Below are 13,573 nucleotides of genomic sequence, written 5' to 3' on the forward strand. Positions count from 1 at the left end.
TCTCCTGGTTCCACGCCTGACCTGGAGAGCTTAGGGGACCCTCATTAAGGTTAGGCTCCCCTAAAGTAGCCCAGGAATGTCCGTTCTGGCCAGTGGGCTCCCAATCGGTACCGGTGTGATCTAAACCTCACGGGGAAGGCCCTTCCCGTGCGCCGCCGCGCTCGCGCGCCCGCGGCCGGCGGCGCCGCATGGACGGGAGGGGCGGGACAGTGGCTCAGATCTGGCCGGGCGACGCCTACCCGCTCGGGGCCCGGTTCGACGGAGCGGGAACGAACTTCGCCGTCTTCTCCGAGGTGGCCGAGCGGGTCGAGCTGTGCCTGTTCGACGGGCCCGCGGGCGCCGGGGAGGAGACGCGGCTGGCGCTCCCGGAGGTGGACGCCTTCGTGTGGCACGCGTACCTGCCGGGCGTCATGCCGGGACGGCGGTACGGGTTCCGCGTCCACGGCCCCTATGAGCCGCGCCGGGGCCTGCGGTGCAACCCGGCGAAACTGCTGCTCGACCCGTACGCGCAGGCGGTCGAGGGGACGGTCGACTGGGACGAGTCCTGTTTCGGCTACGACTTCGGCGACCCGTGGTCGCGCAACGACGCCGACTCGGCGGGGCACACGATGCGGTCGGTGGTCGTCAGCCCGTACTTCGACTGGGGGGACGACCGGCCGCCGCGGATCCCGTACCACGAGACGGTGATCTACGAGGCGCACGTCAAGGGCCTGACCGCCCGGCATCCGGACGTCCCGCCGGCGCTGCGCGGCACGTACGCGGGCCTCGCCCACCCGGTGATCATCGATCATCTGCGCTCGATCGGGGTGACGGCGGTGGAACTGATGCCCGTCCACCAGTTCGTCCACGACGACGCGCTGACGGGCCGGGGGCTGCGCAACTACTGGGGTTACAACACCATCGGCTTCTTCGCGCCGCACAACGAGTACTCGTCGGCGGGGGCGCGGGGCGAGCAGGTGCTGGAGTTCAAGGCGATGGTGAAGGCGCTGCACGAGGCGGGCATCGAGGTGATCCTGGACGTCGTCTACAACCACACCGCCGAGGGCAACCACCTGGGCCCGACGCTGTCGTTCCGCGGCATCGACAACGCCTCGTACTACCGGCTCACCGACGACGACCCCCGCTACTACATGGACACGACGGGCACGGGGAACAGCCTGCTGATGCGCAGCCCGCACGTCCTGCAGCTGATCATGGACTCGCTGCGGTACTGGGTGACCGAGATGCACGTCGACGGGTTCCGCTTCGACCTCGCGGCGACGCTGGCCCGCGAGCTGCACGAGGTGGACCGGCTGTCGGCGTTCTTCGACCTCGTCCAGCAGGACCCGGTCGTCTCGCAGGTGAAGCTGATCGCCGAGCCGTGGGACGTCGGCGAGGGCGGCTACCAGGTCGGCAACTTCCCGCCGCTGTGGACGGAGTGGAACGGCCAGTACCGCGACATGGTCCGGGACTTCTGGCGCGGGGATCCGGGCGCGCTGCCCGACTTCGCGTCCCGGCTGACGGGCTCGTCCGACCTGTACGCCGACGACGGCCGCCGCCCGATCGCCTCGATCAACTTCGTGACCTGCCACGACGGGTTCACGTTGAACGACCTGGTCTCCTACGACGCCAAGCACAACGAGGCCAACGGGGAGGGCAACCGGGACGGCACCGACGACAACCGGTCGTGGAACTGCGGTCATGAGGGCCCGACCGACGATCTGGACGTCGTCTCCTTGCGCGAGCGGCAGAAACGCAACTTCCTGACCACGCTGTTCCTGTCGCAGGGCGTGCCGATGCTGCTGCACGCTGACGAGATAGGCCGGACGCAGAAAGGCAACAACAACGCCTACTGCCAGGACAACGAGCTGTCCTGGGTCGACTGGACGGGCATGCGCGACGACAGGCGCTCACCCCGCCCGGCCGATCCCACCGGCCGCCAGGGTTCCGGCGAGCACCAGAGTTTCGACGAACGGGGCTTCCTGCTCGACTTCGTCCAGAACCTGTCCAGGTTGCGCACGGAGCATCCGGTGTTCCGGCGGCGCCGGTTCTTCCTCGGCGACCAGCGGACGAAGAAGGCGCGTCGCGCCGGGAAGTCCAGGCCCGAGGACCTGCCCGACCTCGTCTGGTTCACGCCCGGCGGCGCGGAGATGGCCGACAAGGACTGGTCGGCCGGCTTCAGCAGATCGCTGAACGTGTTCCTGAACGGCGACGCGATCGGCGAGCCCGACCCGAAGGGCAGGCAGGTCAGGGACGACTCGTTCCTCCTGCTGATCAACGGGCACGACGGGGACCTCACGTTCACGCTTCCGCCCGCCACATACGGGCAAATGTGGATAAAGATGCTCGACACCGCGGACCCGTTGCTCGCCGAGGAGGAGTCACCCGTCGTGAAGGCCCGCGAGACCGTCCCGGTCGGCGACCGCTCGATCCAGGTCCTGCGCCGTGTCTGAGCCTTCTGGACGAGCCATGAGCGAGCACGCCGAACCCGCCGCCGAGGAACCGCTCCCCGCCGACCCCCCTGATGAGGAGACCGTGTCCGAGGACCACCTGGCAGAAGAGAACCTGTCCGAACCGAACAGCGCCGAGGCGTCCGTCCCCGACGACGACGGCTTCGCCGCACCCCCGTCCGGCACCTACCGCCTCCAGCTCCGCGGGACCCCGGAGGAGCGTTTCGGGTTCGCCGAGGCCGCCGCGCTGGCTCCCTATCTCGCGTCCCTCGGCGTGTCGCACGTCTACCTGTCGCCGGTCCTGCGGGCCGCGCCCGGGTCCACGCACGGCTACGACGTGATCGACCACTCCCGCCTGGCGGACGAACTGGGCGGGGCGGAGGCGTTCGGGACCATGGCGGCCCGGTTCCGCGCGCACGGGCTGAGGCTCCTCGTCGACGTCGTCCCGAACCACATGGCGATCCCGGAGCCCGGCGACCTGAACATTCCGCTCACCGCCGTCCTGGCGGAGGGGCGGGGCTCGCCGTACGCGAAGTGGTTCGACATCGACTGGGAGGCGGGCGGCGGCCGGATCGTCCTGCCGGGCGAGGGCGAGCCCAACTACCGCCGGTTCTTCGACATCTCCGGCCTGATCGGGCTGCGGCAGGAGGACCCCGAGGTCTTCGAACGCACGCACGCGCTGCTGCTGGGCCTGGTCGAGCAGGGCCTGGTGGACGGTCTGCGCATCGACCATCCGGACGGGCTCGCCGACCCGCGCGGCTATCTGCGGCGGCTGTCGGAGGCGGTCCCGGACGCCTGGCTGCTGGTCGAGAAGATCACCGCGGGGGAGGAGCGGCTGCCGCCGGACTGGCCGTGCGCGGGCACCACCGGCTACGACTCGCTCGGCATGATCGGCGGCCTGTTCGTCGACCCCGCCGGGGAGAAGCCGCTCACCGACCACTACGTGTCCCTCACCGGTGGCCCCCGCGACTTCGAGGAGGTGGAACGCGGGGCCCGCCTCAACGCCGCGACGCACGGCCTGAAGCCCGAGATCGACCGGCTTCTGCGCGTCCTCCAGCGCGTTGTGGGGGCGCGCCGCCCCGGCTTGGAGCGGGCACTGGTCGAGCTTCTCGTCGCCATGCCGGTCTACCGCGCCTACGTCGTGCCAGGGCAGGACGCGCCGCAGCAGGCCGTGGACGTCCTTGACGAGGCCGCTCGCCGTGCGCGGGCGCATCTGCCACAGGAACTGCACGACGACCTGGACGCCGTCGTGGAACTGGCTCTCGGACGCGGGGAGCGCACCGACGCCGAGTTCATCGTGCGGTTCCAGCAGACATCGGCTCCGCTGGCGGCCAAGGGCGTTGAGGACACGGCGTTCTACCGGTGGAACCGCATGGCCGTGCTGAACGAGGTCGGCGGCGACCCAGGGCGGTTCTCCGTGAGTCCCGAGGACTTCCACTCGCACTGCATCAGGCTCGCCCGCGACTGGCCGTCCACGATGACGACGCTGTCCACGCACGACACCAAGCGTGAAGAGGACGTGCGCGCATGGCTGTCCGTGCTGTCGGAGCTTCCGATCGAGTGGGCGGAGGCCGTGGACCGCTGGCGGCAGTGGGGCCCCGGTGAGTCGCCCCTGGAGCCTGACCTCGAATACCTGCTGTGGCAGACGCTCGTCGGCGCGTGGCCGCTCACCATCGGCCGCCTGGAGGAGTTCCTCACCAAGGCGATGCGGGAGGCCAAGACCCGCACCTCCTGGGCCGACGTGGACGCCGACTACGAGGAGGCGGTCCTCGCCTACGCGCGCGGCGTCCTGGCGAACCCCGACCTGATCACCGACATGACCGCGTTCGTGGGGAGGCTGGCCGGCCACGCCCGGGTGAACACGCTCGGGCAGAAGCTCGTCCAGTTGGCCATGCCGGGCGTCCCGGACGTCTACCAGGGCTGCGAGCTGACCGGCCTGGCGCTGGTCGACCCCGACAACCGGCGGCCGGTCGACTACGGGCGGCGCCGCGAGCATCTCCTCCGGCTCGACACCGGACGGCTGCCGAAGGAGGTGGACGACGAGAAACTGCTGGTCACCTCGCGGACGCTGCGGCTGCGCCGGTCCCGTCCCGACTGGTTCGGCCCCGGCGCCCGGCACGAGCCGATCGCGGTCGGCGGACCCGCCGCCGAGCACGTCGTCGGGTTCGCCCGCGGCGAGGCCGTCGCGCTCGCGACCCGGCTGCCGGTCGGGCTGGAGCGCCGCGGCGGCTGGGGCGAAACCAGGGTGGACGTCGTCCAGCAGGGCTGGCGGGACGTGCTGACCGGTTGCACGCACATGGGCCCGCTCCTGGACGCGGGCCGCGTCTTCGAGCATCTGCCCGTCGCGCTGCTCGTCCCCAGGGAAATCGATCGGTGAGCACCGGGTCGGTGAGCACGGGGTCGGTGAGCACCGGCTCGTCGAGCACGGGGTCAGCGGGCGCCCGGTTCGAGGTGTGGGCACCGGTCGCCGGACGCGCGGACGTCGTGGTGGGCGGCGCCCGGCATCCCAAGGAGCGTCTGGACGGACGTCCGGGATGGTGGGGAGCCGAGGTTCCGGGCGCGGGACACGGCACCGACTACGGCTTCGCTCTGGACGGGGCGGAAGAGGCGCTGCCCGACCCGCGCTCCCCCTGGCAGCCGAACGGCGTCCACGGACAGAGCCGCGTCTACGACCACGCACGGTTCGCGTGGACGGACCAGCACTGGCATGGACGCCCGCTCCCCGGAAGCGTCCTGTACGAGATGCACGTGGGCACGTTCACACCGGAAGGGACGTTCGACGCCGCCGCCGAACGTCTCGACCATCTGGTGGCGCTCGGGATCGACGCGGTGGAGCTTATGCCGGTCGCCGCGTTCCCCGGCCACCACGGATGGGGTTACGACGGCGTGCATCTGTGGGCGCCCCACGAGCCGTACGGCGGTCCTGACGGGCTGAAGCGTTTCGTGGACGCCGCCCATGCGCGCGGCCTGGCCGTCGTCCTGGACGTCGTCTACAACCACCTGGGGCCGGACGGGAACCGCCTCGCCAGTTACGGGCCGTACTTCACCGGCGCCCACACCACGCCATGGGGCGACGCGGTGAACTTCGACCAGGAGGGGGCGGACGAAGTCCGGGCGTTCGTCGTCCAGAACGCGTTGATGTGGCTGCGCGACTACCACTTCGACGGGTTGCGCATCGACGCCGTCCACGCCATCACCGACCACAGCGCCGTCCACATCCTCGAAGAACTGGCGCGGTCTGTGGCCGGTCTTTCAGCGCACCTTGGACGGAACCTGTTCCTCATCGCCGAATCGGACCTGAACGATCCGCGCCTGGTGACGTCCAGAGAGGCGGGTGGGTACGGTCTCGACGCGCAGTGGAGCGATGACTTCCACCACGCTCTGCACGCTGCTCTCACCGGCGAACGGCAGGGCTACTACTGCGACTTCGGCTCTCTGGTAACGCTGAAGAAGGCGCTCACGAACGTCTTCGTTCACGACGGCACCATGTCGACCTACCGGGGACGGCACCACGGCCGTCCGGTGAACGTCAAGGAGACCCCCGCGCACCGGTTCCTCGGCTTTCTGCAGAACCATGACCAGGTGGGCAACCGCGCGGCGGGCGACCGGATCGGCGCCGTTCTGGCGTCCGCGGAGATTCCGCCGTCGATGCTCAAGGTCGGCGCGGCGCTGCTTTTGCTCGCACCGTTCACGCCCATGCTGTTCATGGGCGAGGAGTGGGGTGCGTCCACCCCATGGTGCTATTTCACCGACCATCAGGACCCGGAACTGGCACGCGCGGTCGGTGAGGGACGCCGGCGGGAGTTCGCGCGGCACGGCTGGAGCGGCGGGATTCCCGATCCACAGGCTGTGGACACTTTCCGGTGTTCCGTCCTCGACTGGTCCGAGCCTGACCGGCCGAACCATCGTGACCTGCTCGAATGGCATCGGGCGCTGCTGGCGCTGCGCCGTTCCCTGCCCGAGCTGAACGACCCCCGGCTGACCGGGACGCTCGTCGAGGCGGACGACGACATGGCGCGCTGGCTGATGATGTGGCGTGGCCGGGTGTGCGTGGCGGCGAACTTCGGTGTCCGCCCCGTGGTCCTCCCGGCGTCCGCTTCCGGGAGGGCCGCGCCCCGGCTGCTGCTCGCCTCGGATCCGGCAATCCGCCTGGACGTGGACATCATCGGCGATTCTAAATCGGCCTCCGTGGCGCTGCCGGGGGCCTCCGCGGCCGTATTCGGGTGACCTCGTGAGGCGCATGGGGCGGGTGTAATGAGAAGTGCGCCCTGGTACCGCCTGATTGGCCGGATTTGAGGATGTACTACGAGTGGCAAACCGCAGGTCAAGAGCGCGGCGCACGCCGGGCAATGTTCAAGAATGGTCATACGATCGGTCCATGACCTCAGTACTGCTCGCCGAGGACGACACGTCCATCTCCGAGCCTCTCGCCCGCGCGCTGCGTCGCGAGGGGTACACCGTCGAAGTCAGCCCGGACGGCCCACAGGCGCTGGAGCGGGCGCTCGGCGGCGGCGTGGACCTGATCGTCCTTGATCTCGGCCTCCCAGAACTGGACGGCCTTGAGGTGGCCCGCAGGGTACGGGCCGAAGGGCACGGCGTGCCCATCCTGATCCTTACCGCCCGGGCCGACGAGGTCGACACCGTCGTCGGGCTCGACGCGGGCGCCGACGACTATGTGACCAAGCCGTTCCGGCTGGCCGAGCTGCTCGCCCGGGTGCGGGCACTGCTTCGCCGGGGCAGCACCGAAACCCCGATCGTCCAGGGGGTGCGGATCGACGCCGAGTCGCGCCGCGCCTGGATGGGCGACCACGAGCTCCAGCTGACCACCAAGGAGTTCGACCTGCTGCGCGTCCTCGTCCGGGACGCGGGCAAGGTCGTGACCCGCGAACAGATCATGCGCGAGGTGTGGGACACCAACTGGTGGGGTTCCACGAAGACGCTCGACATGCACATTTCCTGGCTGCGCCGCAAGCTCGGCGACGACGCCGGCAGCCCCCGCTACATCACGACCGTGCGGGGCGTCGGCTTCCGGTTCGAACGCGGCGACTAGCTCCGGCCGCCACGGTCGTGCGGAACCGCCCGGGGCCTTCCCGAGAGGCCCCGGGGGCGCGGTGCCGCGCGGTCCGTGGCCCCACCCTCGAAGGAGCCCTGATGAGGCGCCGACTCCTGCTGTCGACGCTCGCGGTGGCGGTGGTCGCGATCCTGTTGCTCGGCATACCCCTCGCCTACGCCGCCCACAAGCTCGTCTATGAGGAGGCCAGGCGGTCCCTGGACCGTGAGGCGTCCGCCATCGCCGGCGGCGTCGGCTTCAGCCTTGAGGCCCGCCGGCCCGTCACCGGCCCGGTGATCGCGCGGGAGTATCCGGGCCGGCACATCTCGATCATCATGCCGGACGGCCGGACGCTCACCGCCGGGCCCGCGGACGCCCGGCCCGCGCTCACCGCCACCGCGGCGCACGGCGGCGTACGGGTGCGGATATCGCGCCCGGAGGCCGGCGTCCGCGCCGACGCGCTGCGGCTGATGCTGCTCATCGGCAGCCTCGCCCTGCTCGGCGTCGCCGTCACCGTCGGCCTGGCGATGGTGCAGGCACGCAAGCTGACGCTGCCGCTGATCGACCTCGCCGAGACCGCCGACCGGCTCGGCAGCGGCAACGCCCGGCCCCGCCGGCGCCGCTACGGCATCCCGGAGGTCGACCGCGTCGCCGAGGTACTGGACCGCAGCGCCGTCCGGATCGCCGACCTGCTGGCCAACAGCCGCGAGTTCGCCTCCGACGCCAGCCACCAGCTCCGCACCCCGCTGACCGCGCTGTCCATGCGGCTGGAGGAGATGATCGAGGCGGCCGACTATCCGGACGTCGTCCGGGAGGAGGGCGCGGCGGCCGTCGCGCAGGCCGAACGGCTCGTCGCGGTCGTCGAGCAGCTGCTGTCGCGCGCCAAGCACGACCGCACGGGCGGCGCGGTCGCCTCGTCCATCGACGAGATCATCGCCCAGCAGGTCGAGGAGTGGCGGCCCATCTTCCGGCGGGACGGACGGGACGTGCGGATCATCGGGGAGCAGGGCCTCGTCGGCATGACCAACCCGGAGGGCCTCTCCCAGATCGTCGCGACGCTCCTGGACAACTCGCTCATGCACGGCGCCGGCACCGTGACCATCCACACCAAGCCGGGCATGAGCTCGGTGGTGGTCGAGGTCGGCGACGAGGGCACCGGGATACCGCCCGAACTGGAGCCGCGGATCTTCGAACGGAGCGTCAGCGGCGGCCGCGGCACCGGCCTCGGGCTCTACCTCGCCCGTTCCCTGGCCACGGTGGACGGCGGGCGCCTGGAGCTGATCCAGTCCCGTCCCGCGGTGTTCGGCGTCTTCCTCCGACAGGCCGCCGAAGCCCGCCTCGCGGCGGAAAGAGTCGTCATGGGCCCGGCCTGAACCTGCGGGTCAGAGTCTGCGGGCCTGAGTCTGCGGATCTGACCCTGCGGCCTAGATCTCGGCGTAGTCCTCGGCGGCGCGGGAGTCGAGGGGGTGGCCGAGACGCGGCGACGGGGTCGCGTGGCCGTTCGCCCGGTGGATGCCCGGCACGTCGTCGGCGGGCGCGGGCGGCGCCTCCGGCAGGCCCGACGCGGGGTCGACCTGCGGCGCGCTCGCCGGCAGGAACACCCACTTCTTGTACGACCAGAAGCGGAACAGGGTGGCGACGCCGGTGCCGACGACCAGTGCGGCGTTGTAGTAGATGGCGCCCGACAGCCCCAGGACGTAGTGCGAGAAGCCGATGAACAACTCCGTGATGACCAGCCCGACGCCGTTCAGAGCGAAGAACAGCACGTACTCGCGGCCGAGTCCGGTGCGGTCGCGGTGCCGGAACGTCCAGTAGCGGTTGGCCAGGTAGGAGAACGTCGTGGCGACCACCGTGGCTATGGCGTTGGACGTCAGCGGGCCCATGTCCAGACCGCTGTGCAAACCGTTGCCGATCGCGACGGTGATGACGAACGCGACCGCGCCCACGCTGCCGAACTTGGCGAGTTCGCGCACGAGGTGCTCGAACTGCCGATGGAGATTGGCGACCAGGCTCACGAAGGGGAACCGTCCTTCCGGACTTCGGCGGTGCGCCACGGGCGACGGCGCGGCGGCTACTGCGGAGGCACCACGAGAATAGACGCCCGTGGCCCCGGGGACGTCGGAACATGAACGTTTCACGTCGTCCGTGCGTTCCCTGCCCATTGTCGCCCGACCCACACCGCTTCGACGCAGAGGCCGGATGAATCGTTCGCCCGCATCGGCCGATAACCTTCTGACGTGACAGAACCAGCTCAGCGCCGCCCGGGGGAGGGCGGCCCCGTTCGCCCGCCGGACCGGTCCGACCGGCATGGGGCGCCCGTCGTCGGCATGGCGGGCGGGGGGCAGCTGGCGCGGATGACGCAGCAGGCCGCGATCGGGCTCGGCGTGTCGCTGCGCGTGCTCGCCGGGGCGCCGGACGAGTCGGCGGCCAAGGTCGTCTCCGACGTCCGGGTGGGCGACGACCGGTCCCTCGACGACCTCATGTCGTTCGCCAAGGGCTGCGACGTCGTGACGTTCGACCACGAGCACGTTCCGGGGCCGCACATCCAGAAGCTGGAGGCTTCCGGTGTGCCGTGCCGCCCCGGATCGGCCGCACTGGCGTACGCCCAGGACAAGCTCGTCATGCGCGACCGCCTCAGCGCGCTCGGCGTGCCGTGCCCCGCCTACGCGCACGTGCCGCCCTCCGCGCCCCTGGCCTTCCTGGAGGCGTTCGCCCACGAGCACGGGTGGCCGGTCGTCCTGAAGGCCACCCGCGGCGGCTACGACGGCAAGGGCGTCTGGATCATCGACCGCCTCGACCGCGACGCGCACGCCCTCGTCCAGCGGCTGCTGTCCGAGGGCGTCGACCTGATGGCCGAACGGCACGTCCCGTTCAGCCGCGAGCTGGCCGCCGTCGTCGCGCGCTCCCCCTACGGGCAGGGCGCCGCGTACCCGATCGTGGAGACCGTCCAAGAGGGCGGCATCTGCACCGAGGTGGTCTCCCCGGCGCCGGGCCTGCCACGGGACGTCGCCGCCGAGGCGCAGCGCCTTGCCCTGACCGTCGCCGCGGAACTCGGCGTCGTCGGCCTCCTCGCGGTCGAGCTGTTCGAGACCGGCGACGGGCTGCTGGTGAACGAGCTGGCCATGCGCCCGCACAACTCCGGGCACTGGACGATCGAGGGCGCCCGGACGTCGCAGTTCGAGCAGCACCTCCGCGCCGTCCTGGACCTGCCCCTCGGCTCCACCGAGCCCACCGCCCCGTACACCGTCATGGCCAACGTCCTCGGCGGCGACGACCCGGACGTCTACGCCCGCTACATCCACGTGATGGCCCACGACCCGGGCGTCAAGGTCCACATGTACGGCAAGGAGCCCCGGCCGGGCCGCAAGATCGGCCATGTGACCGTCCTCGGCGGCGACCTCGCGGACGTCCGCGAACGCGCCCGCCACGCCGCCGACTACCTGCGGTGGGGACCCGAGATGAAGGAACGGAAATGAGCGAAGCGAGCCGGGGGGTGTGGGGGATCGCCCCCCACAGGAGGCAGGCATGACGACGGAGCCGCTGGTCGGTGTGGTGATGGGAAGCGACTCGGACTGGCCGGTGATGGAGGGGGCGGCGCAGGCGCTCGCCGAGTTCGGCGTCCCCTACGAGGCTGACGTCGTCTCCGCGCACCGGATGCCGCACGACATGATCGCCTACGGGGAGGACGCGGCCGCCCGCGGCCTCCGCGTGATCATCGCGGGTGCGGGCGGGGCCGCGCACCTGCCGGGCATGCTCGCGTCGGTGACGCCGCTGCCGGTGATCGGCGTGCCCGTCCCGCTGAAGTACCTGGACGGCATGGATTCGCTGCTGTCGATCGTCCAGATGCCCGCCGGGGTGCCCGTCGCCACGGTCGCGGTCGGGGCCGCCCGCAACGCCGGGCTGCTCGCCGTCCGGATCCTCGCCGCGTCCGACGAGGACCTGCGGGCCAAGATGAAGGTCTTCCAGCAGGACCTCTACGGCCAGGCCAAGGCCAAGGGCGCGCGGCTCCGGGAGAGCCTCTGAACGCCCGCCGGGGCCGTCAGCGCCGCAGGGCCCACTCGACCGCGGGGCAGCGGTCCATGACGACGTCGAGCCCGGCGTCCTTCGCGCGCCGGGCCGCCGCCTCGTCGATCACCTGGAGCGGCAGCCACACCGCCTTCGCGCCCGCCGCGATCGCCTCGTCCACCGCCTGCCCGGCGTGCTCGGCGCGGCGGTAGACGCCCACCACGTCCACCCCGGAGGCGTCCGGCACCGCGGCCAGGGACGCGTAGCCCTTCTCGCCCAGCACCTCCCGCGCCGCCGGATGGACGGGGATGATCCGCTTCCCGCGCTCCTGCAGCAGCCGCGCCTGGGTGTGGACCTCGCGTTCGGGGTTGTCGCCGAGGCCGACGAACGCCCACGTCCTGGACTCGTTCAGCAGCCGGCGGATCACGTCCTGGTCGGCGAAATCATCAGACATGTCCACGACAACAGCGCACGCGGCCCGTTAGTTCCCCGGTTCAGGGACGTCCGAGGGCCCGGTAGTTCCAGCCGGCGGCGCGCCACAGTTCGGGGTCCAGGGCGTTGCGCCCGTCCACGATGTTGCGTTCGGCGACGACCTCGGCGAGCGCCGACGGGTCCATGTCCCGGAACTCGGCCCACTCGGTCAGCAGCAGCACGACGTGCGCGTCGCGCGCGGCGGACAGGGCGGAGTCGCCGTACTCCAGGCTCGGCTGGGCGCGGCGGGCGTTCCGCATGGCCTGCGGGTCGTACACCGTCACCTTGGCGCCCTGCGCGCGGATGGACGCGGCCACGTCCAGCGCGGGGGAGTCGCGGACGTCGTCGGAGTTCGGTTTGAACGCCGCGCCGAGCACCCCGATCGTCCGTCCGGCGAACGAGCCGCCGAGCAGCTGCCGGGCGAGGTCCACCATCCGGATCCGCCGCCGGATGTTGATCTCGTCGACCTCGCGCAGGAACGTCAGCGCCTGGTCGGCGCCGAGCTCCCCGGCGCGGGCCATGAACGCCCGGATGTCCTTCGGCAGGCAGCCGCCGCCGAAGCCGAGTCCGGGACCGAGGAACTTGCCGCCGATCCGGTCGTCGTAGGACAACGCCTCTGAGAGTTTCGTCACATCGGCGTGCGCCGCCTCGCAGACCTCCGCCATCGCGTTGATGAAGGAGATCTTGGTGGCGAGGAACGCGTTCGCCGACACCTTGACCAGTTCCGCGGTCGCGTAGTCGCTGGTGATGAACGGGGTGCCGGCCGCGATCACCGTCCCGTAGATCTCGCGCAGCACCTTCTCGGCGTGCTCGGCGGCGCCCTGGTCGGTGGGCAGCCCGGCGACGATCCGGTCCGGGTGCAGGGTGTCCTGGACGGCGTAGCCCTCCCGCAGGAACTCGGGGTTCCACGCGAGGACGGCGTCGCCGCCGACCGGCGCCGTCCGCGCCATCGTCTCGGCCAGCCGCGCGGCGGTCCCGACCGGCACGGTGGACTTGCCGACGACCAGGCACGGCCGGTTCAGCAGCGGCGCGAGCGTGCCGATCGCGTCGTCCACGAACGTGAGGTCGGCCGCGTACTCCCCGGACTTCTGCGGGGTGCCGACGCACAGGAAGTGGACGTCGCCGAACTCCGCGACCTCCTTGTAGGACGAGGTGAACCGCAGCCGCCCGCTCTCCAGTCCGCGACGCAGCACGGGTTCCAGGCCCGGCTCGAAGAAGGGCAGGTCACCGGCCGAGAGCCGGGCGATCCTCTCCTCGTCCACGTCGAGACCGAGCACCTCGTAGCCGAGGTCGGCCATGCAGGCCGCGTGGGTGGTGCCGAGGTAACCCGTTCCGATGACCGTCAGCCGGTGGGACAAGGCCTGCTCCTCTCGCTTCGCTGTCGCCGACTAGCGGCCTCTTTCACAAGGTGCCCACTGCGGGCGGCTCCCTGCACCGGCCACCGGACCGTACTGGCCGGTAGCATTCGGCGCATGAGTTCTGACTTTCCCACGTACGCGCCGTCTGAGGAGCATGAGCTGTTGCGGCGTACGGTGCGTGAGCTGGCCGATGCCAAGATCGCTCCTTTCGCGGCGGAGGTGGATGAGGAGTCGCGGTTCCCGCAGGAGGCGCTGGCGGC

At 71.1% G+C, this 13,573-nt stretch carries 11 protein-coding genes; 8 read left to right on the forward strand and 3 right to left on the reverse strand.

What is annotated here, in order from left to right; genetic code table 11:
* Nucleotides 1-209 precede the first annotated feature (209 nt).
* From glgX to ACTWPP_RS16390, 5 genes are all read left to right on the forward strand, one after another.
* Nucleotides 210-2,432 carry a glycogen debranching protein GlgX gene (gene glgX, locus ACTWPP_RS16370; protein ID WP_443105089.1) on the forward strand — a complete coding sequence of 741 codons (2,223 nt, stop codon included), beginning with the start codon at nt 210-212 and terminating at the stop codon, nt 2,430-2,432.
* A gap of 16 nt (nt 2,433-2,448) precedes the next feature.
* Nucleotides 2,449-4,806 carry a malto-oligosyltrehalose synthase gene (gene treY, locus ACTWPP_RS16375; RefSeq protein WP_443105090.1) on the forward strand — a complete coding sequence of 786 codons (2,358 nt, stop codon included), beginning with the start codon at nt 2,449-2,451 and terminating at the stop codon, nt 4,804-4,806.
* Nucleotides 4,803-6,656, forward strand: coding sequence for a malto-oligosyltrehalose trehalohydrolase (gene treZ / locus ACTWPP_RS16380; RefSeq protein WP_443105091.1), 1,854 nt, complete (start codon nt 4,803-4,805; stop codon nt 6,654-6,656). Before treY ends, treZ begins: the two co-directional genes overlap by 4 nt.
* Before the next feature lie 151 nt (nt 6,657-6,807).
* Entirely contained in the window at nt 6,808-7,479 is a 672-nt protein-coding gene (locus ACTWPP_RS16385) for a response regulator transcription factor (RefSeq protein ID WP_131951643.1), read from the forward strand.
* Nucleotides 7,480-7,580: 101 nt separating this feature from the next.
* Nucleotides 7,581-8,852 carry an ATP-binding protein gene (locus tag ACTWPP_RS16390; RefSeq protein ID WP_443105093.1) on the forward strand — a complete coding sequence of 424 codons (1,272 nt, stop codon included), beginning with the start codon at nt 7,581-7,583 and terminating at the stop codon, nt 8,850-8,852.
* Nucleotides 8,853-8,903: 51 nt separating this feature from the next.
* Here the strand turns inward: ACTWPP_RS16390 and ACTWPP_RS16395 are convergent, their stop codons facing one another.
* The gene (locus tag ACTWPP_RS16395; protein ID WP_443105094.1) at nt 8,904-9,494 is read right to left on the reverse strand and encodes a GtrA family protein; all 591 of its coding nucleotides are present in this window, start codon (nt 9,492-9,494) and stop codon (nt 8,904-8,906) included.
* Between the two features lie 222 nt (nt 9,495-9,716).
* On the opposite strand from ACTWPP_RS16395, the gene ACTWPP_RS16400 reads away from it, so the two are divergent.
* Nucleotides 9,717-10,955, forward strand: a complete 1,239-nt coding sequence (locus tag ACTWPP_RS16400) for a 5-(carboxyamino)imidazole ribonucleotide synthase (RefSeq protein ID WP_443105095.1) — start codon at nt 9,717-9,719, stop codon at nt 10,953-10,955.
* A gap of 49 nt (nt 10,956-11,004) precedes the next feature.
* Nucleotides 11,005-11,502 carry a 5-(carboxyamino)imidazole ribonucleotide mutase gene (gene purE / locus ACTWPP_RS16405; RefSeq protein WP_443105096.1) on the forward strand — a complete coding sequence of 166 codons (498 nt, stop codon included), beginning with the start codon at nt 11,005-11,007 and terminating at the stop codon, nt 11,500-11,502.
* Between the two features lie 16 nt (nt 11,503-11,518).
* On the opposite strand, the gene ACTWPP_RS16410 is transcribed toward purE, so the two are convergent.
* On the reverse strand, nt 11,519-11,938 hold the full coding sequence (locus tag ACTWPP_RS16410; protein ID WP_443105097.1) for a CoA-binding protein: 420 nt from the start codon (nt 11,936-11,938) through the stop codon (nt 11,519-11,521).
* Between the two features lie 40 nt (nt 11,939-11,978).
* Nucleotides 11,979-13,313, reverse strand: a complete 1,335-nt coding sequence (locus ACTWPP_RS16415) for a UDP-glucose dehydrogenase family protein (RefSeq protein WP_443105098.1) — start codon at nt 13,311-13,313, stop codon at nt 11,979-11,981.
* 114 nt (nt 13,314-13,427) lie between these two features.
* On the opposite strand from ACTWPP_RS16415, the gene ACTWPP_RS16420 reads away from it, so the two are divergent.
* Nucleotides 13,428-13,573: acyl-CoA dehydrogenase family protein (locus ACTWPP_RS16420; RefSeq protein WP_443105126.1), on the forward strand; the 146-nt coding region annotated here is incomplete at its 3' end.

This window comes from Actinomadura sp. 3N407 (assembly GCF_052245875.1).
GTDB lineage: Bacteria > Actinomycetota > Actinomycetes > Streptosporangiales > Streptosporangiaceae > Spirillospora.